The sequence below is a fragment of the Caulobacter sp. KR2-114 genome (assembly GCF_049446115.1).
Taxonomy (GTDB): Bacteria; Pseudomonadota; Alphaproteobacteria; order Caulobacterales; family Caulobacteraceae; genus Acaudatibacter.
On record NZ_JBMSEC010000008.1, the window covers coordinates 13,579 to 36,999 of the forward strand.

Genomic DNA, 23,421 nt, shown 5'->3' on the forward strand with positions numbered 1-23,421 from the left:
ACTGACGCTTGCGCCTCTGGGATTTCGCCACGCGCCTGTACGCCGATCCCCAGGTCGAGGCAGCCTGCCTGTCGCTGCAGGACGACCACGGCCAGTGCGTGTCGTTCCTGATCTGGCGGCTGTGGGCCCTGAAGGAAGGCCGCCCGGTGGACGCCCGGCTGCTGGGCGACGCCGTGCTCACCGCCCGCACCTGGGAGACCGCCGCCACCGCGCCGCTGCGCGCCGTGCGCCGGCGGCTGAAGACCCTGCCCTCGACGATCCCCGCCGACGGCCAGGGGCGGCTGCGCCAGGCGATCCTGGCCGCGGAGCTGGAATCCGAACGGCTGCTGCTGGAGGCGCTGGAGACGGCCACACCGGAGACCTCCGGTCTGGTCCCTGGCGCCGAGCGGGCGCTCGCCGCCGCCGCCCTGGCGTGGGGCGGGGCGAAGGCGCCGCCGCTCAAGCTGCTGAAGGTCCTGGCCGGCGCGATCGCCTGAAGGCCGTCACGCGCTTGCCGTGCAGGGGGTGTCTGCTACATCAGGAGCGCCACCTCGGCGCGTGCGAGAGCGTATGAACGACGACGAACCAGACCTTCAGTCCGAGGCCGCGGTCCGGGCTCAGATCGCCCATCTGCGCCAGGAGCACCAGGATCTCGACGCCGCGGTCTGCGCCCTGGAGGCCCAGCCCCAGGCGGACCAGCTGCAGGTCGCCCGGCTGAAGAAGAAGAAGCTGGTGCTGCGCGACCAGATCACCAAGCTGGAAGACGGCCTGACTCCGGACATCATCGCCTGAGGCGACGCGGCGCGGAACGCCGTTGCGCCGAAAAGTAGGCGCTGCGGCTTGCCCTTCGGCGCGAGAGCGGCGCAAATCGCGGCCTTCGGCGCCGGGGGCGGGAAAGCCGGGGGGCGAGGTACAAGGTTCATGGATCCGTTCGCGGCGCTGCACATGGCGGCCCAGGCGGCCGCGCTCTGGTCGGCGCTGCTGCTGTTGCTGATGCTGGTGTTGTCGCTGCTGGTGGTGCGCCAGCGGCAGACGCACAAGGTCGAGTTCGGCGACGGCGAGGTGCCCTCGCTGGCCCGGGCGATCCGCGCCTTCGGCAACGCCGCCGAATATGTTCCGGCCGGGATCGGCGGGCTGATCGCCCTGACGGTGGTGGGCGCCCCGCCCATGGCCTTGCACATCGCCGGCGCCATGCTGTTGCTGGGGCGGACCATCCACGCCGTGGCGCTCAGCCGCTCGCATGCGGCCTCGGCCCTGCGCGCGGCCGGCATGCTGCTGACCTGGCTGGCCTACATCTTCCAGATCGTCGCCCTGGTGATCTTCGCGCTCATCTAGGCTGTGCGGACCACCGCGACTTGCGGCGGCTGGGTGCATCGGCCATATCGCCGGGCATGGATCAAAACCTGTTGCAGGATGTCGTCGCCGCCGCGCTGAAGGCCGGCGCCGACGCCGCGGAGGCCGCGTTCGCCGAACGCCAGGCCCTGTCCGTCACCGTGCGCCTTGGCGAGCTCGAGGAAGTGGAGCGCGAGGAGGCGCGGGACCTCGGCGTGCGCGTGTTCGTCGGCCAGCGCCAGGCGTCGGTCTCGGGCTCCGACGTCTCGGCCGAGGGCCGCGCCAAGCTGGTGGAACGGGTGGTGGCCATGGCCCGCCTGGCGCCGGAGGATCCCTACGCCGGGCTCGCGCCGCAGGAGCGCCTGGCCCGCGGACCTCAGGCCGACCTCGCCGTCTACGACCCCACCGAACTCGGCGCCGAGACCCTGGAGGCGCAGGCGCGCACGGCCGAGGAGGCCGCGCGGGCGGTCCCGGGCGTGACCAACTCCAACGGCGGTTCGGCCAGCTGGTCGGCCAGCGCCTGGCGCCTGGTGACCAGCGACGGCTTCTACGGCGAGTACCGCGCCTCGACCTTCGGCCTGTCCGCCCAGTGCATCGCCGGCGAGGGCGCGGCGATGGAGCGTGGCGGCGAAGGCCGCGCCACCCGCTGGCGCGAGGACCTGCCTGGCCCTGGGAGCATCGGCGCCGAGGCCGGGCGCCGGGCCGTCTCAGCGCTCAACGCCCGCAAGCTCGCCTCCACCACCGCGCCGGTGATCTTCGAGAACCGCCTGGCGATGTCGCTGCTGAGCCCGCTGATCGGGGCCATCGCCGGCCCGTCCGTGGCCCGCGGAGTCTCGTTCCTGAAGGACAAGCTGGGCCAGCAGATCTTCGCCCGCGGCATCGTGCTGACCGACGACCCCCACCGCATCCGCGGCCTGGGCTCCTCGCCCTTCGACGACGAGGGGGTGGTCAACCAGCCGATGGACATCATCGCCGACGGCGTGCTGACCACCTGGCTGCTGAACTCCAGCTCCGCGCGGCAGCTTGGCCTGGAGACCACCGGCCACGCCTCGCGCGGCCTCGCCGGGCCACCCGGCGTGGGCCCGTCGAACCTGACCCTGAAGCCGGGCGACAAGGACCTGGCGGGGCTGATCAGGGACGCCGGGCGCGGCGTGCTGGTCAACTCGATGTTCGGCCCGTCGCTGAACGCCAACACCGGCGACTGGTCGGTGGGCTGTTCCGGCTTCTGGTTCGAGGACGGCGAGATCGCCTATCCGGTCAACGAGATCACCGTGGCGGGCAACCTGCTCGACATCTACGCCCGCCTCGTGCCCGGCGCCGACCTGGAGTTCCGCGGAGCCTCCAACAGCCCGTCCCTGCTGGTGGACGGCCTGGCGATCGCGGGCAAGTGAAGGAAAGCTCGCTCACAGACGACCTCGATCTGATCGTCGAGGCGGCCCGCGAGGCCGGCGTGCTGATCCTGGAGCATCGCGCCCGGGGCCTGTCGGTCGAGTACAAGGCCAACAACAGCCCGGTGAGCGACGCGGACCTGGCGGCGGACGCCCTGCTGAAGGAACGCCTGCGCTCGGCGCGGCCGGACTATGGCTGGCTGTCGGAAGAGACCGCCGACGATCCGGAACGGCTCGCTCGGCGACGGATCTTCCTGGTCGACCCGATCGACGGCACACGCGCCTATGTGAAGGACAAGCCCTGGTTCAGCGTCTGCATCGCCGTGGTCGAGGACGGGGCGCCGGTCGCCTCGGTAGTGCTCGCCCCGGCGCTGGACGAGACCTTCACCGCGATCGCCGGCGGCGGCGCCTATCTGAACGGCGAGCCGATCCGTCCCAGCGCGCGCACGGACCTGGACGACGCCGTGATGGTCAGCGAACAGGCGTTGTTCACGCACGCGGTGTGGGCCACGCCCTGGCCGGCGATGCGCTACCAGGACCGCAATTCCCTCGCCTACCGGATCTGCCTGGTGGCCTGTGGCGCCGCCGACGCGGCCGTGTCCTGGGGTGGCAAGAGCGACTGGGACCTCGGCGCCGCCGACCTGGTCGCGCGCGAGGCGGGCGCCGTGATCTGCGACTGGCGGGGCGAGCCTTACGTCTACAACCGCCCCGATCCCACGCAATCGGGGCTGCTGGCGGCGGCCCCCGGGCTTGCGCCGTTGATCCTGGAAAAGACCCGGCTTATCGAGAGGCTTCGATAGCTTTGAAGCATTTTCCGCCAAGCGTGGCTGCCGTTTGGCGAAGAAAATACTCAGGCTTCACAATTTGGTGGGCATGATCCGGCCGTAGCGCCGCATCGCGCTCGACACTCGAAGGGCCCTCGCATCCATGTCCGACCAGCTTCTGCACCTGGTGATCGGCGGTGAACTGAAGGACGTCACCGGCAGCGAATTCCGCGACCTGTCGAAGATCGATCTGGTCGGCGCCTACCCGAACTACACCCTGGCCTACCAGGCCTGGAAATCGAAGGCCCAGGCCACCGTGGACAACGCGCACATGCGCTATTTCATCATCCACGCGCACAAGCTGCTCGACCCCGACGCCGACCACCATCCGGATCACGATCACCATCATTGAGGGCCGCGAAGGTTCCTTCTCCTCCCCCGCGTGCGCGTGGGAGGAGAGGCGCCGCTCACTCCCGGCGCAGCAGCCGGTCGACCAGCAGCCGGCCCCACCAGTTGGCGCGGAAATGCGCCTTCATCGCCACCGGGTCGTAGGCCGGGCTCTCCACCCAGTCGAGGAAGCTGATCCCCTTGGGCTCGGCCTCGGTCAGGTAGCGCTCGAACACGTAGTCCAGCACGCCGGTCAGCCCGGCGCGGACGTGCAGGTAGCGCGGCGAGAGCTGGCGCAGCGCCTGGCGGATCGGCTGGCCCTCGTGGAAGTGCATGTACAGCACCGCCATCAACCCCGCCCGGTCCGCGCCGGACTTGCAGTGCATCAGCGCCGGGTACTCGATGCTGTCGAACAACGCCTTGGCCGCGCGGATCTGCTGCGCCGTCGGCACGTCGCGCGAGGCGACGGTGAAGTCGCGCAAGGTCAGGCCCAGGCGCGCGCAGGCGTCCTTCTCGAAGGCGTAGAAGCTGGCGCCGAAGCCGCCGCGCAGGTTGACGACGGTCCTCACCCCGCGCCGCTTCCAGGCCCGCAGCTGGAAAGGCCAGGGCTGATTGGCGCGGATCATCCCGCCCGGCAGGGGGTGGGCGTTGGAAAAGCCCAGCCGCAGGTAGGCGTGGTCGTTCCAGAGGTAGTCCAGACGGGCGCGAAGCCGGCCGCCAGGGGTGGAAAGGTCGAAGCGGGACATGGGCGGGCCGATAGGTAGGCCAGGTGGAGGTGGGGTGCAAAGACGCTTCTCTTCCCCCACTGGGGGAAGTACGGCCGAAGGCCGGGATGGGGCTCCAGCGGAAAACCGACACTTCAGCGTCAAGCTGGAGCCCCCTCCACCCCTTTCAGGTGTCCCCCTCCCCCAAAGGGGGAGGAGATCTAGCGCGGCCCCGCGCGCGGGGCCGCTTGACTTGCGTCCGCCCACGGCCGACCCCTGCGGCGATGGCGGCGGCACACCCTTCAGCTCCAGAGGCCCTGGCAGGCGCGGTGATCGGCCGACTGGCGCGGACCTATCTGGCGCCGCGGTGGCCGCTGCTGGCCCTGGCCCTGGCCGCGGCGGCGACGTTCGCCGGGCTACAGGGGCTGCTCCTGAAGCTGCTGCAGCCGGCGGTGAACGACCTGGTGGCGCATCCGAAGCCCGGGGCGCTGCTGCGCATCCCGCTGCTGCTCGGCGCCCTGGCGGTGGGCCGGGGCCTGGCCCAGGTGATCCAGGCGCTGGCCGCCAACCGGGTGGGCAACGGCGTGGTCGGCGACCTGCAGCGCGACCTGTTCGCCGCCCTGATGGGGTCGGACCTGGCGGATCTGCGCGGGGCGCATAGTGGCGGCCGGGTGACCAGCCTGATCTATGACGCCGGCCTGGTGCGCGAGGCCCTGCCAGCCGGCCTGGTGTCGCTGATCCAGCAAGGGCTGGCGCTGATCGGCGCGCTCTGGGTGATGGCGGTGATGGACTGGCGGCTGACGGCGGTGATCCTGCTGGGCGGACCGCTGGCGGCGACGGTGCTGCGCCGCTATTCGCGCCGCACGACGCGGGCGGCCAAGGGGGCGATGGACTCCACCGCCGACCTGGCGCGCGCGATCCTGGAGAGCCTGGCGGGCGTGCGGGTGGTCAAGCTGGAGGGCCGCGAGGCGGCCGAGACCGAGCGCATCGGCCAGGTGATCGCCCGGCGACAGGCGCATCTGGTCAGCGGCGACAACGCCCGCGCCACGGCGGCGCCGGTCTCCGAGACCCTGACCATGCTGATCACCGCCGCGGTGCTCGGCTACGAAGGCTGGAAGGCGAGCACCGGCGCGCCCGACGCGGGCGCCTTCGCGGCCTTCCTGGCCGCGCTGCTGGTGGCGGGCCAGTCGCTGCGGCAGCTGGCCAACCAGACCACGGTGATCGCCCAGGGCGCGGCCGCCGGCCGGCGGCTGCTGGCCGCGCTCGACAGCCATCCGACGATCACGGACACGCCGACCGCGCGGGCGCTGCAGCGGGTGGACGGTCACCTCGCGTTCGAGGCGGTGGACTTCGCCTACGAGCCCGGCCGGCCGGTGCTGTCGCAGGTCAGCCTGGAGGTGCGCCGCGGCGAGATGGTCGCCCTGGTGGGGCCTTCGGGGGCCGGCAAGAGCACCCTGATCAACCTGGCGCCGCGGTTCTACGACGTCGGCGCCGGCCGCGTGAGCGTGGATGGCCACGACGTGCGTGATGTCACCCTGGCCTCGCTGCGCGCGCAGATCGCCCTGGTCACCCAGGAGCCGTTCCTGTTCGACGACAGCGTGGCCGCCAACATCGCCTACGCCCGGCCGAACGCCAGCGCCGCCGAGATCGAGGCTGCGGCGCGGGCGGCGGCGGCGCACGACTTCATCGCCGCCCTGCCGGACGGCTACCAGACCGCTGTCGGCGAGGCCGGCGGGCGGCTGTCCGGCGGACAGCGCCAGCGCATCGCCATCGCCCGCGCCTTCCTCAAGGATGCGCCGATCCTGCTGCTCGACGAGGCCACCAGCGCCCTCGACAGCGACTCGGAAGCCCAGGTGCAGGCCGCCCTGCAGCGGCTGATGGCCGGGCGCGCCACCCTGGTGATCGCCCACCGGCTGTCCACCGTGCGCGACGCCGCGTGCATCCACGTGCTCGACGGCGGGCGCGTGGTCGAGCGCGGCGATCACGCCGCGCTGGTCCGGGCGGGGGGGCTCTACGCCCGGCTGGCCGGCGGTCAGCGCCTGGAGCCGGCCGGCTCATGACCGGACCGGCGGCATGAAGCGGTGGATGCGGCTGGCGGCCGTGCAGACCCTGCTGGCGGTGCTGACGGCGGGCTATCTGCGACTGCTGATGATCACCCTGCGCTGGCGGCGCGAAGGCCTGGAGGCGCGCGACGCCCTGCTGGCCTCCCCCGAGGGGCTGATCGTGCTGTTCTGGCATGGCCGCATCGTCACCGCCGCGGTCAGTCGCGGCCTGCTGGGCGACAAGCCGCGCTACGCCCTGGTGTCGCTGTCGCGCGACGGCGGCTTCATCGCCCGGGCGGCGGCGTGGGTGGGCGTGCCGACGATCCGCGGCTCCACCGCCAGGATCGCGGCCGGCGGCGACGGGGTCGCCTCGAAGGGCGGGGCGCAGGCGTTCTGGGCGCTGTTGCAGGCGGTGCGGGAGGGCGCCGCGGCTCTGGTCACCCCGGACGGTCCGCGCGGTCCGAAGCAGCGGATGTCGGAAGGCGCGGTGCGGCTGGCAAGGCTCACCGGCGCGCCGGTGATGCTGTGCGGCTTCGACAGCGCCCCGGCCATCGCCCCGCGCAGCTGGGACGCCGCGCGCATCCCCCTGCCGTTCTCGCGCGCCGCCCTGGTGGCCGACGGCCCGCTGCGCATCGCGCCGGACGCCGACGACGCCACGGTCGAAGCCACCCGGCAGGCCTGGGAGGCGCGGCTGAACGCCGCCCAGGCGCGCGCCGGCGCCCTGCTGGGCCGCCCGGCTTGAGCGACCGCCCGTTCAGCCTGGCGCTCTACCGCGCCGCCACGACGCTGGCCGCGCCGGCGGCCGGGCTGCTGCTGCGGGCCCGGGTGCGGCGCGGCAAGGAGGATCCCGCCCGACTGGGCGAGCGGCTGGGTCGCCCGGGCCTGGACCGCCCGCCGGGGCCGCTGGCCTGGATTCACGCGGTCAGCGTCGGCGAGGCCATCTCGGCCCTGGCGCTGGTCGACGGGCTGCGCGCCCGGCGCGCGGACATCAGCCTGCTGGTCACCACGGGGACGCGCACGGCGGGCGAGGTCGTCGCCGCCCGCCTGCCGCCCGGCGCGATGCACCAGTACGCCCCGATGGACACGCCCGGCGCGGTGCGGCGCTTCCTCGCCCACTGGCGGCCGGAGCTCGGCCTGTTCGTCGAGAGCGAACTGTGGCCGAACCTGATCCTCGGCGCGCGGCAGGCGGGCGTTCGACTGGCGCTGGTCTCGGCGCGGGTCAGCGAAGCCAGCGCCGCGCGATGGCGCAAGGCGCCGGCCGCGGCGCGGCGGCTGCTGGGCGCATTCGATCTCGTGCTGGCGCAGGACGAGGCCACGGCCGCGCGGCTGGCGGCGATCGGGCGGCCGGTCGACGGACGGCTGAACCTCAAGGACGCGGGCGAGCCTCTGCCGGCCGACGACGCCGCGCTGGCGGCCCTGCGCGCCGCGACCGCCGGCCGCTTCGTGCTGCTGGCGGCCAGCACCCACGCGGGCGAGGAGGCGATTGTCGCCGACGCCGTCGACAGGCTGCCGGCGCCCCGGCCGCTGCTGATCATCGTCCCGCGCCACCCGGCCCGGGCCGACGCCATCGCCGCCGCCCTGGCCCCGCGTCGCATCGCCCGGCGCAGCCACGGCCAGACGCCGGGAGCGGAGACAGACGTCTACCTGGCCGACACCCTCGGCGAACTGGGCCTGTTCTACCGTCTGGCCGACCTGGCCGTGGTCGGCGGCAGCCTGGTCCCGGGCGTCGGCGGTCACAATCCGCTGGAACCGGCCCGGCTTGGCCTGGCGATCGTGTCCGGACCGCACATCGGCAACTTCCAGGCGCTCTACGACGGCCTTGCAGCGGCCGGGGGCGTGGCGATCACGGGCGAGACGGCCGGCGAGCCTGGGCGAACCCTCGCCGCCCTGGTCGGCGATGAGACCGCCCGCCGCGCGCTCGCCGCCGAGGCCCTGGCCTTCGCGACGGCCCGCCGCGCCGCGCTGGCCGAGAGCTGGGCCGCGCTCGAACCGTTCGTGGCGGCGACATGAGGCTGGCCACGCCGCGCTGGTGGTACGTGCGCGAAGGCGCGCCGATGCGCGTGACCCGGCTGCTGGCGCGGCCGGCCTCGTGGATCTGGGCCTGGGCGACGGCCCGGCGGCTGGCCCAAGGGCAACCCGTCGACCCCGGCGCGCCGGTGATCTGCGTGGGCAACCTGACCCTGGGCGGGACCGGGAAGACCCCGGTGGCCCGCGCCCTCGCCCTGCGGCTGGCCGCCCGCGGATGGGCGACGGCGGTGCTGTCGCGCGGCTACGGCGGGGCGCTGAAGGGGCCGGTCAGGGTGGACCCGCAGACCCATACCGCCGCGGACGTGGGCGACGAGCCGCTGATGCTGGCCATGGGCGGCCAGGGCGGGGATCGGCTCACCGTCTGGGTGGCCCGCGACCGGACGGCCGGCGCCCTCGCCGCGGTGGCCGCCGGGGCGCAGGCGATCGTCCAGGACGACGGCTTCCAGAACCCGGCCCTGAGGAAGACCATGTCGCTGGTGGTGGTGGACGGCGAGACCCGGGACGAGGAATGGCCGTTCGGCGACGGCGCGGTGTTTCCCGCGGGGCCGATGCGCGAGCCGCTGGCGGCGGGGCTGGAGCGGGCCGATGCGGTGGTCGTGCTGCTGCCAGCCGACCTCGCGGACGCGGACCCGGCGCTGCTGAACCTGTTTGCCGGCAAGCCCGTGCTCACCGCCCATCTGCAGCCCGTCGGCCCGCCGCCCGCGGGGCCGCAACTGGGGTTCGCGGGCGTCGGCAAGCCGTGGAAGGTGGAAGCCGCACTCCGGGCGGCCGGCTGCCAGCTGGTGGACTTCGCCCCCTTCGCCGACCACCAGCGCATCCCGGAGGGCGTGCTGCGCTTCCTGGAGCGTCGCGCCGGGGCCTCCGGCGCGGGCCTTGTGACCAGCGAGAAGGACTGGGCGCGGCTGCCGCCGGCCTGGCGCGCGAAGGTCACGCCCTGGCCCGTGCGCGCGCGGTTCGACGACGAGGCGGCGCTGGATGCGCTGCTGACGGGCGCGGGGCTGTAGGGCAAAGGCCCCCGCCCCGATCCTCAGACCGCGCCGGCCTTCTGCGCGAACTTCCAGGCGGCGTCGCCCAGCATCGGCACCCGGTCGGCCATGGCCGCGGCCTGCGGGCTGTTGGCCGTGCCGTCGCGGGCGCGGCCGACGATGCCCTGGATGATCCCAGCCAGGCGGAAGATGTTGTAGGCGAAGTACCAGTTGAGGTCCGGCAGGCCGTCACGATTGGTCAGCCGGCAGTACTCGGCGACGTACTCGTCCATGGTCGGGATGCCGTGCGCCTTCAGGTCCGGGAGGGCGGCGATCGAGCCGTTGACCCATTGCATGAGCAGGTTGGTGAAGTCGGCGAGCGGGTTGCCGAGGGTCGACAGTTCCCAGTCCAGCACCGCGATCACCCGCGGCTCGGTGGGGTGCATGATCATGTTGTCCAGCCGGTAGTCGGCATGCACGATCGAGGTCGCATCGTCCGGCGGGCAGGTGCGCGGCAGCCACTCGATCAGCTTCTCGACGGTTTCGATGTGCTGGGTTTCGGAGGCCTTGTACTGCTTGGTCCAGCGGTCGATCTGGCGCAGCATGTAGTTGCCGGGACGGCCGAAGCCCTCGAGGCCGATGGCCTGGTAGTCGGTGTTGTGCAGGTCGGCGAGCGTCTTCAGAGCCGCCATGTGGATCGCGTGGCGCTCGGCCGGCTGGTACTGCGGCAGGGTCTGGTCCCACAGGATGCGGCCCTCGACCATGTCCATCACATAGAACATGGTGCCGATCACGCCCTCGTCCTGGCACAGGCCATAGGTCCGGGGCACGGGAAAGCCGGTGGGGCCGAGGGCGGAGATCACCCGGTACTCGCGGTCGACGGCATGGGCCGAGGGCAGCAGCTTGCCCGGCGGCTTGCGGCGCATCACGTACTTCTTGGCCGGGGTGATCAGCTGATAGGTCGGGTTGGACTGGCCGCCCTTGAACTGGCGCACCTCCAGCGGCCCGGCGTAACCCTCGACGTTCGCCTGCAGCCAGGCGTCCAGCCGGCTCTCGTCGAAACGGTGGCTTTCGGCGACCTCCTTGGTGCCGGTGTTCTGCTGCTCGCGCGCCTGTTCCGCCGCATCCGCCATGGCCGTCCCTCGTCTCTTACGCTTGTTTGAAATCACCTTACCGAGCCGGGTGACGCCTTGCCAAGCCGCTGCCCGGGCCGAACATACCGTCTTTCGAAATTTCCTACGCCAGCGCCCGCCAGCCGATGTCGGAGCGGCAGAAGCCGGCAGGCCAGTCAATCCGTTCGATGGCGGCGTAGGCGCGATCGCGCGCCTGCCGCAGGTCCTTGCCCAGGGCGCAGACATTCAACACCCGGCCGCCGGCCGAGACCAGGGCGCCGTCGGCGCGCCGCGCCGTGCCGGCATGGAACAGGGTGACGCCCTCCCCCAGGTCGGCCTCCGCGCCGCGGATCTCGTCGCCGGTGCGCGGCGCGCCCGGATAGCCCTCGGCGGCCAGCACCACGCAGATCGCCGCCTCGTCGCGCCAGACCGGCGCCGTCGCCTCGGCCAGCCGCCCGTGCGCGCAGGCCAGGAGGTAGGGCACGAGGTCGCTTTGCAGCCGCAGCATCAGCACCTGGCACTCCGGGTCGCCGAAGCGGACGTTGAACTCGATCAGCTTCGGGCCGTCGGCGGTGACCATGATCTCGCAGAAGATCACGCCGCGGTACGGCGCGCCCTCGGCGGCGATGCCGGCGAAGGCGGGCTCGATCAGGGTGCGGCGCGTGGCGTCGATGACGGCGTCGGACAGTACCGGCGCCGGCGCGTATGTGCCCATGCCGCCGGTGTTGGGGCCCCTTTCGCCATCGAACACACGCTTGTGGTCCTGGACGCCGCCGAACAGCAGGCTGGCGGCGCCGTCGCACAGGGCGAACACCGAGGCGATCTCGCCCTCGAGATATTCCTCGATCACCACCCGCGCGCCGGAGGCGCCGAAGCGGCCGCCCAGGCAGTCGTCGATCGCCGCCTCGGCCTCGTCCAGGGTCTGGGCGATCACCACGCCCTTGCCGGCGGCCAGGCCGTCGGCCTTGATCACATAGGGCGCCGTGAAGCCGGCCAGGAAGGCCTTGGCGGGGGCGGCCGCCTCGAACACCCCGTAGCGGCCGGTGGGCAGGCCGTGGCGGTCGGCGAAGGCCTTGGTGAAGGCTTTCGAGGTCTCCAGCTGACCGGCGTAGGCGCTGGGGCCGAAACAGGGAATGCCGGCCTGCGCCAGGGCGTCCGACAGACCCGCCGCCACCGCGGTCTCCGGCCCGATCACCACCAGGTCGGCGGCGATCTCGCGGGCCAGGGCGAGCAGGCCGGCCACGTCGGTCGCCTTGACGTCGCGCGTCTCACCGAGCGTCGCCATGCCGGGATTGCCGGGCGCGCAGACCAGGCGGCTCAGCAGCGGCGACTGTGCGATCTTCCAGGCCAGGGCGTGTTCGCGCCCGCCCGATCCGACGACCAGGATGTTCATGCGGCGCGTTTGACCCGCGCCGACGGGCCGGTCAAGCGCGAGCCGGTGGAACGGGGCCGTTCAGGCCGCCGCCTGCACCGCCGCGACGGCGGTGGGGAAGTAGACGGTGAAGGCCGCGCCGGCGCCCTCGACGCTCTCCACCATCAGCCCGCCGCGATGGCGGTTCATGATGTGCTTGACGATGGCCAGGCCCAGGCCGGTGCCGGAGCGTTCGCCGCCGCTCTTCTGGCCCTCGACCCGATAGAAGCGCTCGGTCAACCGCGGCAGGTGCTCGCGGGCTATGCCCGGGCCGGAATCGCGCACGGTCAACGCCACGTATTTCAGGCCGGCCGCATGGTCGGGGGTCAGCAGCGACAGGTGCGCGCCACCCGAGGCCCGCGGCGCGCCAGCCTCGGCGGCGTCCAGGTCCAGGCGCATCTCCAGGGTCACCTCGCCCCGGCTGGGCGAATATTTCATCGCATTCTCCACCAGGTTCTGGATCACCTGCAGGATCTGGTCGCGGTCGCCGCCGACAACCGCCACGCCGCGCGGCGGCAGGCTCTGGCGGAAGCTCAGGCAGCGCTCCGCGGCGATCGGGCCAAGGGCGTCCAGCACGTCGACGGCCGCCAGGGCCACGTCCACCTTGCCGGACGGCGGCACGTGCTCGTTCAGCTCGATTCGGCTCAGGGACATCAGGTCCTCGATCAGCCGGCGCATGCGCTCAGCCTGGACCTGCATGATGGCCAGGAACTTGTCGCGCGCGTTTTCGTCCTCGCGCGCGTGGCCGCGCAACGTCTCGATGAACCCCGCCAGCGACGCCAGGGGCGTGCGCAGTTCGTGGCTGGCGTTGGCCAGGAAGTCGGCGCGGGTGCGCTCGGCCCGGCGCACCTCGGTCTCATCGCGGAAGATCAGCAGCGCCAGCCGCGGGGCGTCCGGCTCGGTGGCCAGCGGCTGGGCCATGGCCCGCCAGATGCGATCCTGGGCGCCCCCGGGCTGATAGGCGGCCTCGCCGGTGACCGCGCCGAACAGAGCCTCGTCCACCGCCTCCAGCACCTCCGGCGCGCGCACCGCCGTGGCGAGGGGACCCGAGCCGCGGGTGATGCGGAAGAGTTCGCGGGCGGCGGCGTTGGCGTAGACGAAGCGGCGGTCGATCAGGTCGTCCGGATCCATCCCCGTCACCAGCAGCAGCGGATCAGGCAGGATCTCGACGGTGCGGTCGAAGGGCGGAACCAGATCCGCAGGCCGGGGCGCCTCGGCGACGGCCGGCGGGGCGACCGGGACGATCGGCCGCGAGGGTGGCCGCCGGGTCACCGTGACGAACACCGCCAGGGCCACGGCGGCGGCTACCGCCAGGCCGCCGATCCCGCCCATGTGCAGCGTCACGCCCAGCACCACGCCCGCTGCGGCGATCACCGCGGCTAGGCCGGCGCGCCAGGGCGCTCTGGGCTGGTCTTCGGGCAAGGGGGCGGGTTCGGACACGGCGTTATGATTCGCGAATCTCATTCCCCGGCGAAAAGCCTCACATCATTGAAAGATGTGTCGTGCGCATGACACCGGCAACGGCTTTTGCGGGAAAAGCCGAGCCACCTTGAAAGGCGCCCAATTGCGGTCGTAATAGGCGGGCCCCTCTTCGGGCCTGAGATGCGGCGAGAGAGAATCCGTTCTGATGATGCGTAGGTCCCTCGTCGCGGCAGTCGCCGCCGCCCCCCTGCTGGCCGTGCTCGGCGCCTCGGCGCACGCGGCCACCAGCGTGAGCAGTTCCACGACCACCCCGCTGGCCACGACCGCCGCGGGCGACATCGACATCGCCACCGGCGGCTCGATCAATCCGGCCAACAACACCGCGCCCGCCGTCACCATCGACAGCAGCAACAAGCTGACCATCGAAGGCTCGATCACCTTCAAGGACGTCGACAATGCGGTCGCGGTCCTGGCCAAGGGCGGCAACACCGGCTCGATCACCAGCACCGGCGTGATCTCGATCACCGAGACCTATGCGGCCACCGACACCAATTCGGACGGCGTCGTCGACGGGGTGTTCTCCAAGCAGACCGGCGGCAAGGGCATCGAGCTGGTCGCCGGCAGTGGCCCCGCCTTCACCGGCAACATCACCAACACCGGCACGATCACCCTGCAGGGCAACGGCGCGGTCGGCATCTCGATCGAGTCCGAGCTGAACGGATCGCTGCAGAGCTTCACGGTCTCGCCGCTGCCGATCACCTCGAGCAGCAGCAGCACCTACACGGCCGGCTCGATATCGGTCACCGGCAACAACGCCATCGGCATCGCCATCGCCCCCACCGGCAAGGTGGACGGCAATGTGACGGTGGCGGCGGTCTCGGCGACCGGCGTCGGCGCCACGGGCGTGTCGGTGCTGGGCAACGTCGGCGGCGCCGTGGTGTTCAACGGCGCGGTGACCACCACCGGCTATCGCACCATCTCGCCGACCACCACCACCGCGACCCTGGCGACCTATACGGCGGACGAACTGCAGCAGAGCGGCTCGGCGGTGGTCATCGGCGCCAGCGTCGGCCAGGGCGTGATCGTCGTCGGGCCGGTGAAGAACGCCGACTCCACCAAGCCGGACAGCGACAACAACAACATCCCCGACGCCAACCAGGCCGGCTCGATCCTGGTCTACGGCTCGGCCCCGGCGATGAAGATCGGCGCCCAGGGCGTCAACGTGACCCTCGGCAAGCTGACCTCGGGCGACACCAACTACGGCTTCGTCAACCAGGGCACCATCTCGGCCGCGGGGATCTACGACGTCATCACCACGCCCAACCTGCCCGGGCCGGTGTCGGCCACTGCGGTGGAGATCGGGGTCACCGGCGACACCACCGGATCGTCCGTGATCCAGGGCGGGATGCACAACACCGGCACCATCAGCGCCGCGGCGCTGGACGCCAACTCCACCGCCATTCGCGTGACCACAGGCGGCTCGGCGGCCCAGATCGTCAACGACGGCTCGCTGACCGCCACCTCGACCGACAGCTACACCACCGACCCGGGCGCGCGCCCCACCTCGACGGCGCTGCAGATCAACGCCGGCGGCAACGTGGCCAGCTTCACCAACTCCGGAGCCGTGATCGCCCTGGTGACGGGCACCATCGCGCCGACCGTTTCCGGCACCATCGGCTCGGCCTACGCCATCCGCGACCAGTCCGGCACCCTGGTCAACGTCGCCAACACCGGCAGCATCACCGCCAGCGTGCTGCAGACGATCAGCGCCTCGACCACCTCCGATCCGGTGGTGGCGTCCACCAATCTGACCACGGTGGCCATCGACCTTTCGGCCGGGACCCACGCCGAGACCATCACCCAGGCCCAGGGGCCGGACATCGTCACCGGCACGACGACCACCACGACCACGGCCGCCGCAGCGCCGTCCATCACCGGCGACATCCTGCTGGGATCGGGCGACGACACGGTCAACATCCAGGCGGGCAAGGTCACGGGCGCGATCGCCTTCGGGGCGGGCAACAACACCCTGACCATCGACGGCAGCGCCAATCCGGTAACGGGCGAGACCACGCCGCGGGTGACCTCGGTCACCGGCGCGATCACCGACACCGGCGGCACCCTGACGGTGAACCTTGGGCGCGGCCAGCTGAGCGTCACCAACGCCGCGGCGATCAACGCCACCGCGGTGAACGTCAGCTCCAACGGCACCCTGTTGTTCGCGGCGGACCCCGCCAACAACAAGAACACCGACTTCGTCACCACCGGCAATTCGGTGATCGGCGCCGGGGCCACCCTGGGCCTGACCCTGCAGAGCCTGCAGACCAACCTGACCCAGCAGTACACAGTGCTGGAAACCGCGATCGCGGGCGGGGTCAAGCAGGGCTCGATCAGCGCGTCGACCTTCAACACCGGCCAGCTGGCCAACGCCCCCTACCTGTTCTCCGCCACCGCCAGCTACCAGGCCGGCGCCACGGCGGCCGACGCCGACAAGGTGGTGCTGACGGTGAGCCGCAAGACGGCGGCCCAGCTCGGCTTCAACACCGCCGAATCGCAGGCCTACAGCGAGGTGTTCAACGCCCTGCTGCAGGACAGCGACATCCAGAAGGCGGTGCTGGCGCAGACCACCAAGTCTGGCCTGATCACCGTCTACGACCAGATGCTGCCCGACCAGGGCCAGGGGGTGTTCGACACCCTGGACCAGGCCACCCAGTCGGTGGCCGCCCTTACGGCCCAGACCCCGGACGCCGGCACCCGCGTGGCCGGCTCCAGCCTGTGGCTGCAGGAGGTCAACGAGCGCGTGAAGCGCGGCAGCGGCGCCACCCTCGGCTCGCAGAGCCAGTTGTTCGGCGTGGTCGGCGGCTGGGAGCACATGGGCGCCGGCGGCGGCGCGCTGGGCGTGACCTTCTCCTACCTGAACATCCAGGACCGCGACTCGGCCGCGGCCGTCGGCGAGCACACCGTAGGCTCGCTGCTGGAGCTGGGCGGCTACTACCGCCGGGCGATCGGCGGCCTGCGAATTTCGGCGCGCGGCGCTGGCGGCTACGCCTTCTTCAACGAAGACCGCCAGCTGGTCTACACCGGCGTCCAGCGGCGGGCGCTGTCCAACTGGGGCGGATATTTCGCCGACGCCCACGTGGGCGCGGCCTACGAGGTGCATCTCGGCCGCTTCTATGCCCGGCCCGAGCTTTCCGCCGACTACCTGTACCTGCGCGAGAACGGCCACACCGAGACCGGCGGCGGAGACGGCTTCGACCTGGCGATCAGCGCCCGCTCCAGCCACCGCCTGTCGGGCGAGGCGATCGTGACGCTTGGCACCCAGTTCGGCCGCACCACCTGGCTGCGGCCGGAAATACGCGGCGGCTATCGCCGGATCTTCTCCGGCGACATGGGCGACACCACCGCCCGGTTCACCAGTTCCTCGACGCCGTTCACCCTGACCGGGGCGCCGGACACCGGCGGCTGGTTCACGGTCGGCTTCTCGCTGAAGGGCGGCACCAACCTGTCGTACCTGGCGCTGGAGGGCGACGCCGACTTCCGCGACGGCGAGCAGCGCTACAACCTGTTCCTGTCCGGCCGCTCGATGTTCTGACGCCACGCCGCGGAGATCCGCGGCGGGAACCGGGCCATCGGGGCGCCGTTGCTCCCTCGTCGTCGACGGGAGCAGACCATGGCCGCCTCATATCTTACGGACGGACTGGGCGCCGCCGCGGCGCTCTGTTCGATGGTCAGCTTCGCCCCCCAGCTCACCAAGATCTGGCGCGAGAAGGACGCCAGCGCCGTCTCCCGGCGCATGTACCTGGTCTCCGTCGCCGGCTTCACGATGTGGACCACCTATGGCGTGCTGATCGGACGCTGGCCGGTGATCCTGTGCAATGCTGTCTGCCTGGCCATGTGCCTGGCGATCCTGGCGCTGGCCTGGCGCTACGGCGACACTGCGCCGGCTTAGGCGAACCTTAACCACGCCTCCTAACGCGGCCTCAAAGCCTGCGGCCTAAAGTGGGCGCATGAACGCAGGCGAGCCCCATCCGCGCATCCGCATCCTGGGCGGCGAGATCGACGTGATCACCCCGCCGGAGATGCTGCGCTTCGTTGATATCGTCGCCGGCGCCGGCGGCGCGGCCCTGGTCGCCAACCACAATCTGCACAGCCTGGCGCTGCTGCGCCGGCAGCCCGCGCTGCAGGCCTTCTTCGACGACGCCGACCTGATCCAGCTCGACTCAACGCCGATCGGCGCCTGGGCCAGGCTGCTGGGCCTGCCGCTCAGCGCGAAGCACCGCTCCACCTACCTCGACTGGCGCGAGGACTTCTGGCGCCTGGCCGACGCGCGCGGCTGGCGGGTGTTCTACCTCGGCGGCGCCCCGGGCGTGGCCGAGACCGCCTGCGCCAAGCTCGCCAAGGCCTGGCCGAACGTCTCCCTGGCCTGCCGAGACGGCTATTTCGACGCCGGCCGCAACAGCGCCGAGAACCGGCGCGTGCTGGCCTCGATCGCCGCCTTCGAGCCGGACATCCTGTTCGTCGGCATGGGCATGCCGCGCCAGGAGCAATGGATCGCCGACAACCGCGCCGACCTGCGCCGCGGCGTGATCTTTTCCGTGGGCGCCGCCTTCGACTACGAGGCCGGCGCCCAGGTGGCCGCGCCCCGCTGGATGGGTCGCGTGGGCCTCGAGTGGCTGTTCCGCCTGGTCAGCCAGCCGCTGCGCCTGGGCCACCGCTATCTGGTCGAGCCGTGGTCGCTGGTCGGGGCGGCGTTCGGCGATCTCGCCCGGGCCTTCGGCCGCCACCGCAAGGCCCCTGCCAGAAAAGCTCCTGTTGACGCTGGGCGCGTTTGGCCTCTCTCCTCTGCCAACTGATTTGGCCCCGCGGGGCTGGCATGATGAGAGAGGTGCGCCTTGGCGAAACTGACCGGATTTCGTTCTGTCGCCGTGACCACGGCGGTGGTGTTCGCCGCGACGGCCGCCCTGGCCGCGGGCCTCAACGCCGCTGACACGATCAAGGCGCGGCACGACCACTTCAAGGAGCTGGGCGGCGCCGCCAAGGCGATCGGCGACCAGCTGAAGTCCGGCTCTCCCGACGCCGCCATCGTCAAGGCCAACGCCGCCAAGCTGGCGCAGCTGGGCTCGGCCCTTCCTACGTGGTTCCCCGCCGGCAGCGGCCCGGAATCCGGCGTCAAGACCCGCGCCCTGCCGCTGATCTGGAGCGACCCGGCCGGGTTCTCGGCTGCGGCCAAGACCCTCGCCACCGAGACCGCCAAGCTGAACACCGTCGCCGCCTCCGGCAACATGGCCGGCGTCGGCGCGCAAATGCAGGCGGTCGGCGCGGCCTGCGGCGGCTGCCACAAGAAGTTCCGCGGCCCCGAGAACTCCTGATCCGGCCGAACCATGTCTGACGGCGGCAAGCCCAGCCTCTATGTCTGGGACGTTCCGACACGCCTGATCCACTGGGCGCTGGCGATCCTGTTCGCCTTCTCCTGGTGGTCGGCCAAGACCGATCACCTGCCCTGGCACCGGATCTCCGGCGACCTGATCCTCGGGCTGCTGCTGTTCCGGCTGTCCTGGGGGGTGGCCGGGAGCAGTTCGGCGCGATTCGCCGGCTTCGTGCGCGGTCCGCGCGCCATCCTGGGCTACGTGCGGGGCCAAGGCTACGCCGGGCCGGGACATAATCCCCTGGGCGGTCTCAGCGTGGTCGCGCTGATCGGTCTGCTGTGCGTCCAGGTCGGGCTGGGGCTGTTCAGCGTCGACGAGGACTTCATCGAGGGCGGCCCGATGTCACGGTTCGTCGACAACGACCTGGGACGGCAGATCGCCCACCTGCACCACCTGACCTTCAACATCCTGCTGGGACTGGTGATCCTGCACCTGGCGGCGATCGGCGTCTATGAGCTGCGCCGCAAGCGGCTGATCCTGCCCATGCTCACCGGGCGGACGCCGGCCCGCGCCGGCTGGTCCGACGTGCGGCGGGGCTCGCCCCTGCTGGCGCTGATCCTGGCGGCGGTGGTCGCCGTGGTGACCTGGTTCGTCGCCCACGGACTGAGATTCACCGGGTCGGTCTAGGCTCGCGGGGCGATCCGGTAGGCGCAGCGCCGCGCGCCCGCCAGGATGTGCTCCGTGCGCTCGACGTCGGCCACATCCCCCAGCAACTCGCGGAACATGGCCAGTTCCGAGCGGCAGAATCCCTGGCAGGCGCTGGCCGCCGCGCAGATGGCGCAGTGGTTCTCGGCCAGCACCAAGGCGCCGTCGTCCGCCGTCAACACCTGCGCCATGTAGCCCTCGGCCGTGCGCTGCCGCGCCAGGCGCTCGACCCGATCGGCAAGGCCTTCGGCGCCAGCCAGCGCCGCGCGATAGCCGGCCAGGCTCTGGCGCTCGCGGTCGGCGATCAGGGTGTCCAGCGCCGCCTCGCCCAGAGTGGCGCGCACCGAGGCGATCAGCCCCACCAGCGCCTCGGCATGTCCGTCCGGGAACACCGCCTGCCCCGCAGGGGCGAGGGTCCAGACGAACCGGGGACGGCCGACCCGGCCCTTCTCGGCCACGTGGGCGATCAGGCCCTGGGCCTTGAGCCGGTCCGCCTGCTGGCGCACCGCCTGGCGGCTGACGCCCAGGCGCTGCGCGAGCGCCTCGGTGGTCTGGGGACCATCGAGCTTGAGGCTGGTCATGAGACTGTCGGATGCTGGGGACAACCGCGGGCCTTTGGCAATTTCACCCTTGCGAAAGCCGGAACCCCGGCCTAGGTCTGCACCATAGTTTAGCAAGCGCATGATTGTCAAAGCATGACGGATACCCCGACGCCCCCCGCCTCCTGGCGGGACCTGCTGCACCCCGACCTTGCGGCGCGCACGGTGACCATCGTGCTGGGCGTGTGGCTGAACGCCGCCGACTCCCTGATCACCGCCACCATCCTGCCCAGCGTCGGCCAGAGCCTGGGCGGCTACGCCTATTTCGGCTGGGCGGTGGCGGCCTACCTGTTCGGCTGCATCGTCGCCGGCGCCAGCTCAGGCCAGCTCGCCGAGCGCGTGGGCCTGGCGCGGGCGACGTCGGTGGCGGCGCTGGTCTATGCCGCCGGCTGCGCGATGAGCGCCCTGGCGCCGTCGGCGCCGGTGTTCATGCTGGGCCGGCTGGTGCAGGGCGTCGGCGCCGGCTGGATCGCCGGCTTCTGCTATGTGGCGATCGGCGTGGTGTTTCCCGAGCGGCTGTGGGCGCGGATGTTCAGCATCCTGGCCGGCGCCTGGGGCGTCGCCACCGTGGTCGGGCCCTTGATGGGCGGCCTGTTCGCCCAGAGCGGCTTCTGGCAGGGGGCGTTCTGGACCTTCGCCGTCCAGGGGGTGGCGTTCGCCATCGCCGCCGCCTTCCTGCTGCGCAGCGCCCGCGCCGCCGAGCCGGATCGCCGCCGCTTCGCCGGCCGCACCCTGGCCCTGCTGGCGACGGCCATCGGCCTGATCGCGGCCGCCGACGTGGCCGGCGGCAAGCTCGCCCCGGCTCTGCTGCTGGGCGCCGGCCTGGCGACCCTGCTGCTGGCGGCGCGGGTCAACGCCCTGCCCGGCGAGCGCCTGGCCCCCGCGTCGCTCAACCGGATCGGCTCCTCGGCCGGGGCCGGCTACGCGATGATCTTCCTGATGGCGGTGGCCGCCGCCGCCTTCGGCGTCTATGGCGCGGCCCTGCTGCAGTCGCTCTACGGCCTGTCGCCGCTGGCCGCCGGCTATGTCGTCAGCACCGAGGCGGTGGGCTGGACCGCGGCGGCCTTCCTGGTGTCGCACCAGCCTCAGGAACGCCACGCCGGCCTCGTGCGCGCCGGCGCGGCGACCATCACCGCCGGGGTCGCCCTGCTGGCGGTCGGCTTCCACTTCGCCACGCCGTGGTTCGTCGCCCTGGCGGGAACGGTGCTCGGAACCGGATTTGGCCTCTCCTGGTCGCTGGCCACCCAGCGGCTGCTGCAGGTGCTGAGCGAGGACGAGCGGGCCACCGGCGCCTCGTCGGTGCCGACCATGCAGATGATCGGCGGAGCGGTCGGAGCCGCGGCCGCCGGGGCGCTGGCCAACCTGCTCGGCCTGTCGCACAACTTCTCGGTGGCCAGGGCCGCCGCTGCCGGACCGTGGCTGTTCGCCGCCTTCATCCCCCTCGCCCTGGCCGGCTGCTTCGCCGCCGCGCGGCTGATGCGCGGCACAGCCAGCCCTCCCCTTCATGGGGAGGGACAGGCGGCGTAGCCGCCAGGGTGGGGAACGCCCGCCTGGACAACGACGCCTTCGAGATCTGTGGCAGCGGCTCACTCCCCCACCCTGATCGCTTCGCGATCTGTCCCTCCCCACTTCGGGGGAGGGTGAAATTACCAACGCCGACCGCCGCGGGCGGCGTGTTCGGCCAGGTAGCGCATCGCCGCAGGGGTCAGCACCAGTTCGTCGTCCTCGCCGTAGTCCGCCTGATCCCTGTCGTCGTCGGACGGCTGGTCGTAGTGGAAGGGCTCGGACTGCAGACTGGCCGACACCCCAGTGGGGCTGGCGGCGCCGCCGTCCAGCACGCGGAACACCTCGTCCTCGCGCTCGTCCCAGATCACCGCCACGTCGCCGGCGCGCCCGAGTTCGTCCGCCAGCATCGCCTGGATCTCCGCCTCGGCCAGGCGCATCGGCGACAGCCGCAGCATCACCCGGCCGCCGCCCATGTCGTCGCGCAGGTCGGCGTACTCCAGCACCACGCTGATCAGCATCGCCGAGGGCGGCATACGGCGCCCGATGGGCGCCCGGGCCGGGGCGGCGGCGGTGGCGGCGCGCTGGCGGCGGGTGCGGTTCAGGTTGGCGATAGCGGCCATGGTCTTGGATCTCCGCGACCGGTCCCCGCCGGTCGACGAAGACACCATGGCTGGCCGATGCGTCAGAAACGGTCGTATGTTTGGGCCGTCACGATTCGGGAGTTCACATGCGCCACGAGAAGGCCTCCAGCCTGCTGGCCCTCGCCCGCCTGCTCGCCAGTTCCGCCGAGGGGCTGACCCTGGACGAGATGGCCGAGCGGATGGGCGTCGGCCGGCGCACCGCCGAACGCATGCGCGACGCCGCGCGCGAGCTGTTCCCGCAGATGGAGGAGATCGACGACCCGCCGACCCGCCGCTTCCGCATCGCCGGCGGCCTCGACGGCCTGTTCCTGGCCCCGGACGCCGATGAGCTGGCGGCCCTGCGCGGCGCGGCCGAGACTCTGGCCAGCCAGGGGGCGGTGGTGCGCGCGGCGGCCCTGCGCGAGCTGGAGCGCAAGATCCTGGCGTCCATGCGCGCCTCGGCCCGCCGGCGGGTCGCGCCCGACCTGGAGGCCCTGGTGCAGGCCGAGACCATCGCCGCCCACGCCGGCCCACGCCCCTACGAGGACGCCGGGGCGCTGGCCGTGATCCGCCAGGCGATCAAGGGCATGAACGCCCTCAGCTTCGTCTACGACGGCGGCTCCTCACCCGGCCGACGGCGCGAGGTGACGCCACTGGGCATCCTGTTCGGGCGATCGAACTATCTGGTGGCGTCGGAGGCGGACGGCCGCCCGCGCTCGTGGCGCTTCGACCGCATGCGCGAGGTGACCGCCCTCGACCGGCCAGCCCCGCCGCCCGAGGACTTCTCGCTGCAGGACTTCGCCGACGAGAGTTTCGGCATCTATCACGGCGCCCTGGAGGACGTGGTGCTGGTGATCGACGCCAGCCGGCGCGAGGACGCCCTGGCCTGGCGCTTCCACCGCAGCCAGACCGTCGTGCAGCTGGATGACGGCCGGGTGCGTGTGTCGTTCCGCGCCGGCGGCATGCTGGAACTGGCCTGGCACCTGTTCACCTGGGGCGACGCGGTGGAGATCGTCTCGCCGCCCTCGCTGAAGGCGGTGATGGCCGAGGAACTGAAGAAGGCCCTGGCCCGCTGCCAGGCCTGAGGGCTG

The 23,421-nt window shown here is 72.1% G+C and carries 23 protein-coding genes; 17 read left to right on the forward strand and 6 right to left on the reverse strand.

Translation table 11 applies throughout. From position 1 onward, the window contains the following. Window positions 1-8: 8 nt before the first annotated feature. The 6 genes from ACO2Q3_RS23770 to ACO2Q3_RS23795 all read left to right on the forward strand — a co-directional run bounded on the left by ACO2Q3_RS23770 (window position 9) and on the right by ACO2Q3_RS23795 (window position 3,875). Window positions 9-476, forward strand: coding sequence for a TIGR02444 family protein (locus ACO2Q3_RS23770; RefSeq protein ID WP_423311225.1), 468 nt, complete (start codon window positions 9-11; stop codon window positions 474-476). A 73-nt stretch (window positions 477-549) separates the two neighbouring features. Next, window positions 550-771: a YdcH family protein gene (locus tag ACO2Q3_RS23775; protein WP_423311227.1), complete on the forward strand. Its 222-nt coding sequence runs from the start codon at window positions 550-552 to the stop codon at window positions 769-771. Window positions 772-900: 129 nt separating this feature from the next. After that, window positions 901-1,314 (forward strand): MAPEG family protein, encoded by a 414-nt coding sequence (locus ACO2Q3_RS23780; protein WP_423311229.1) that lies wholly within the window; start codon window positions 901-903, stop codon window positions 1,312-1,314. Window positions 1,315-1,370: 56 nt separating this feature from the next. Then, window positions 1,371-2,702, forward strand: coding sequence for a TldD/PmbA family protein (locus ACO2Q3_RS23785; protein ID WP_423311231.1), 1,332 nt, complete (start codon window positions 1,371-1,373; stop codon window positions 2,700-2,702). Further along, on the forward strand, window positions 2,699-3,499 hold the full coding sequence (locus ACO2Q3_RS23790; RefSeq protein ID WP_423311233.1) for a 3'(2'),5'-bisphosphate nucleotidase CysQ: 801 nt from the start codon (window positions 2,699-2,701) through the stop codon (window positions 3,497-3,499). The genes ACO2Q3_RS23785 and ACO2Q3_RS23790 overlap by 4 nt, the downstream gene beginning before the upstream one ends. A 127-nt stretch (window positions 3,500-3,626) precedes the next feature. Further along, window positions 3,627-3,875, forward strand: a complete 249-nt coding sequence (locus ACO2Q3_RS23795) for a DUF4170 domain-containing protein (RefSeq protein WP_423311235.1) — start codon at window positions 3,627-3,629, stop codon at window positions 3,873-3,875. A 55-nt stretch (window positions 3,876-3,930) separates the two neighbouring features. On the opposite strand, the gene ACO2Q3_RS23800 is transcribed toward ACO2Q3_RS23795, so the two are convergent. Next, on the reverse strand, window positions 3,931-4,596 hold the full coding sequence (locus tag ACO2Q3_RS23800; RefSeq protein ID WP_423311237.1) for a fused DSP-PTPase phosphatase/NAD kinase-like protein: 666 nt from the start codon (window positions 4,594-4,596) through the stop codon (window positions 3,931-3,933). A gap of 242 nt (window positions 4,597-4,838) precedes the next feature. Here ACO2Q3_RS23800 and ACO2Q3_RS23805 point away from each other — a divergent pair, with 242 nt between their 5' ends. From ACO2Q3_RS23805 to lpxK, 4 genes are read left to right on the forward strand one after another with little or no spacing between them, the layout of a single operon-like run. Further along, a complete protein-coding gene (locus tag ACO2Q3_RS23805; RefSeq protein WP_423311239.1) occupies window positions 4,839-6,614 on the forward strand; it encodes an ABC transporter ATP-binding protein in 1,776 nt (591 codons plus the stop codon). Window positions 6,615-6,627: 13 nt separating this feature from the next. Next, a complete protein-coding gene (locus ACO2Q3_RS23810) occupies window positions 6,628-7,338 on the forward strand; it encodes a lysophospholipid acyltransferase family protein (RefSeq protein ID WP_423311241.1) in 711 nt (236 codons plus the stop codon). Then, window positions 7,335-8,606: a 3-deoxy-D-manno-octulosonic acid transferase gene (locus ACO2Q3_RS23815; protein ID WP_423311243.1), complete on the forward strand. Its 1,272-nt coding sequence runs from the start codon at window positions 7,335-7,337 to the stop codon at window positions 8,604-8,606. Before ACO2Q3_RS23810 ends, ACO2Q3_RS23815 begins: the two co-directional genes overlap by 4 nt. After that, window positions 8,603-9,628 carry a tetraacyldisaccharide 4'-kinase gene (gene lpxK, locus ACO2Q3_RS23820; protein WP_423311245.1) on the forward strand — a complete coding sequence of 342 codons (1,026 nt, stop codon included), beginning with the start codon at window positions 8,603-8,605 and terminating at the stop codon, window positions 9,626-9,628. The genes ACO2Q3_RS23815 and lpxK overlap by 4 nt, the downstream gene beginning before the upstream one ends. A gap of 23 nt (window positions 9,629-9,651) precedes the next feature. Here lpxK and ACO2Q3_RS23825 read toward each other — a convergent pair whose 3' ends face one another. The 3 genes from ACO2Q3_RS23825 to ACO2Q3_RS23835 form a co-directional block, all read right to left on the reverse strand. After that, the gene (locus ACO2Q3_RS23825; RefSeq protein WP_423311247.1) at window positions 9,652-10,722 is read right to left on the reverse strand and encodes a phosphotransferase; all 1,071 of its coding nucleotides are present in this window, start codon (window positions 10,720-10,722) and stop codon (window positions 9,652-9,654) included. Between the two features lie 103 nt (window positions 10,723-10,825). Continuing rightward, on the reverse strand, window positions 10,826-12,094 hold the full coding sequence (purD, locus tag ACO2Q3_RS23830) for a phosphoribosylamine--glycine ligase (RefSeq protein WP_423311249.1): 1,269 nt from the start codon (window positions 12,092-12,094) through the stop codon (window positions 10,826-10,828). 60 nt (window positions 12,095-12,154) lie between these two features. Continuing rightward, window positions 12,155-13,552 carry a sensor histidine kinase gene (locus ACO2Q3_RS23835; protein WP_423311251.1) on the reverse strand — a complete coding sequence of 466 codons (1,398 nt, stop codon included), beginning with the start codon at window positions 13,550-13,552 and terminating at the stop codon, window positions 12,155-12,157. Window positions 13,553-13,739: 187 nt separating this feature from the next. Between ACO2Q3_RS23835 and ACO2Q3_RS23840 the strand changes: the two genes are divergently transcribed. The 5 genes from ACO2Q3_RS23840 to ACO2Q3_RS23860 all read left to right on the forward strand — a co-directional run bounded on the left by ACO2Q3_RS23840 (window position 13,740) and on the right by ACO2Q3_RS23860 (window position 19,587). Beyond that, window positions 13,740-17,126 carry an autotransporter outer membrane beta-barrel domain-containing protein gene (locus tag ACO2Q3_RS23840; protein ID WP_423311252.1) on the forward strand — a complete coding sequence of 1,129 codons (3,387 nt, stop codon included), beginning with the start codon at window positions 13,740-13,742 and terminating at the stop codon, window positions 17,124-17,126. A 78-nt stretch (window positions 17,127-17,204) separates the two neighbouring features. Continuing rightward, on the forward strand, window positions 17,205-17,483 hold the full coding sequence (locus tag ACO2Q3_RS23845; RefSeq protein ID WP_423311253.1) for a SemiSWEET family sugar transporter: 279 nt from the start codon (window positions 17,205-17,207) through the stop codon (window positions 17,481-17,483). 58 nt (window positions 17,484-17,541) lie between these two features. Continuing rightward, on the forward strand, window positions 17,542-18,387 hold the full coding sequence (locus ACO2Q3_RS23850; RefSeq protein ID WP_423311254.1) for a WecB/TagA/CpsF family glycosyltransferase: 846 nt from the start codon (window positions 17,542-17,544) through the stop codon (window positions 18,385-18,387). A 39-nt stretch (window positions 18,388-18,426) separates the two neighbouring features. Beyond that, window positions 18,427-18,903, forward strand: a complete 477-nt coding sequence (locus ACO2Q3_RS23855) for a c-type cytochrome (RefSeq protein WP_423311255.1) — start codon at window positions 18,427-18,429, stop codon at window positions 18,901-18,903. A gap of 12 nt (window positions 18,904-18,915) precedes the next feature. Next, a complete protein-coding gene (locus ACO2Q3_RS23860) occupies window positions 18,916-19,587 on the forward strand; it encodes a cytochrome b/b6 domain-containing protein (protein WP_423311256.1) in 672 nt (223 codons plus the stop codon). Here ACO2Q3_RS23860 and ACO2Q3_RS23865 read toward each other — a convergent pair. Beyond that, window positions 19,584-20,186, reverse strand: a complete 603-nt coding sequence (locus ACO2Q3_RS23865; protein WP_423311258.1) for a helix-turn-helix transcriptional regulator — start codon at window positions 20,184-20,186, stop codon at window positions 19,584-19,586. The genes ACO2Q3_RS23860 and ACO2Q3_RS23865 overlap by 4 nt on opposite strands. Before the next feature lie 114 nt (window positions 20,187-20,300). On the opposite strand from ACO2Q3_RS23865, the gene ACO2Q3_RS23870 reads away from it, so the two are divergent. After that, window positions 20,301-21,731, forward strand: a complete 1,431-nt coding sequence (locus tag ACO2Q3_RS23870) for an MFS transporter (RefSeq protein ID WP_423311260.1) — start codon at window positions 20,301-20,303, stop codon at window positions 21,729-21,731. A 119-nt stretch (window positions 21,732-21,850) separates the two neighbouring features. Here ACO2Q3_RS23870 and ACO2Q3_RS23875 read toward each other — a convergent pair whose 3' ends face one another. After that, complete coding sequence (locus ACO2Q3_RS23875; RefSeq protein WP_423311262.1) at window positions 21,851-22,330, reverse strand: hypothetical protein; 480 nt, start codon at window positions 22,328-22,330, stop codon at window positions 21,851-21,853. 107 nt (window positions 22,331-22,437) lie between these two features. Between ACO2Q3_RS23875 and ACO2Q3_RS23880 the strand changes: the two genes are divergently transcribed. Next, the gene (locus ACO2Q3_RS23880) at window positions 22,438-23,415 is read left to right on the forward strand and encodes a helix-turn-helix transcriptional regulator (protein WP_423311264.1); all 978 of its coding nucleotides are present in this window, start codon (window positions 22,438-22,440) and stop codon (window positions 23,413-23,415) included. Window positions 23,416-23,421: the final 6 nt, after the last annotated feature.

What these genes read in the sequence shown, in the direction of transcription:
- purD (WP_423311249.1), bottom strand. Translation starts at nt 12,094, where the DNA reads ATGAACATCCTGGTCGTCGGATCGGGCGGGCGCGAACACGCCCTGGCC.
- ACO2Q3_RS23805 (WP_423311239.1), top strand. Translation starts at nt 4,839, where the DNA reads ATGGCGGCGGCACACCCTTCAGCTCCAGAGGCCCTGGCAGGCGCGGTG.
- ACO2Q3_RS23810 (WP_423311241.1), top strand. Translation starts at nt 6,628, where the DNA reads ATGAAGCGGTGGATGCGGCTGGCGGCCGTGCAGACCCTGCTGGCGGTG.
- ACO2Q3_RS23865 (WP_423311258.1), bottom strand. Translation starts at nt 20,186, where the DNA reads ATGACCAGCCTCAAGCTCGATGGTCCCCAGACCACCGAGGCGCTCGCG.
- ACO2Q3_RS23840 (WP_423311252.1), top strand. Translation starts at nt 13,740, where the DNA reads ATGATGCGTAGGTCCCTCGTCGCGGCAGTCGCCGCCGCCCCCCTGCTG.
- ACO2Q3_RS23845 (WP_423311253.1), top strand. Translation starts at nt 17,205, where the DNA reads ATGGCCGCCTCATATCTTACGGACGGACTGGGCGCCGCCGCGGCGCTC.
- ACO2Q3_RS23850 (WP_423311254.1), top strand. Translation starts at nt 17,542, where the DNA reads ATGAACGCAGGCGAGCCCCATCCGCGCATCCGCATCCTGGGCGGCGAG.
- ACO2Q3_RS23785 (WP_423311231.1), top strand. Translation starts at nt 1,371, where the DNA reads ATGGATCAAAACCTGTTGCAGGATGTCGTCGCCGCCGCGCTGAAGGCC.
- ACO2Q3_RS23800 (WP_423311237.1), bottom strand. Translation starts at nt 4,596, where the DNA reads ATGTCCCGCTTCGACCTTTCCACCCCTGGCGGCCGGCTTCGCGCCCGT.
- ACO2Q3_RS23780 (WP_423311229.1), top strand. Translation starts at nt 901, where the DNA reads ATGGATCCGTTCGCGGCGCTGCACATGGCGGCCCAGGCGGCCGCGCTC.
- ACO2Q3_RS23875 (WP_423311262.1), bottom strand. Translation starts at nt 22,330, where the DNA reads ATGGCCGCTATCGCCAACCTGAACCGCACCCGCCGCCAGCGCGCCGCC.
- ACO2Q3_RS23795 (WP_423311235.1), top strand. Translation starts at nt 3,627, where the DNA reads ATGTCCGACCAGCTTCTGCACCTGGTGATCGGCGGTGAACTGAAGGAC.
- ACO2Q3_RS23860 (WP_423311256.1), top strand. Translation starts at nt 18,916, where the DNA reads ATGTCTGACGGCGGCAAGCCCAGCCTCTATGTCTGGGACGTTCCGACA.
- ACO2Q3_RS23775 (WP_423311227.1), top strand. Translation starts at nt 550, where the DNA reads ATGAACGACGACGAACCAGACCTTCAGTCCGAGGCCGCGGTCCGGGCT.
- ACO2Q3_RS23825 (WP_423311247.1), bottom strand. Translation starts at nt 10,722, where the DNA reads ATGGCGGATGCGGCGGAACAGGCGCGCGAGCAGCAGAACACCGGCACC.
- ACO2Q3_RS23870 (WP_423311260.1), top strand. Translation starts at nt 20,301, where the DNA reads ATGACGGATACCCCGACGCCCCCCGCCTCCTGGCGGGACCTGCTGCAC.
- ACO2Q3_RS23880 (WP_423311264.1), top strand. Translation starts at nt 22,438, where the DNA reads ATGCGCCACGAGAAGGCCTCCAGCCTGCTGGCCCTCGCCCGCCTGCTC.
- lpxK (WP_423311245.1), top strand. Translation starts at nt 8,603, where the DNA reads ATGAGGCTGGCCACGCCGCGCTGGTGGTACGTGCGCGAAGGCGCGCCG.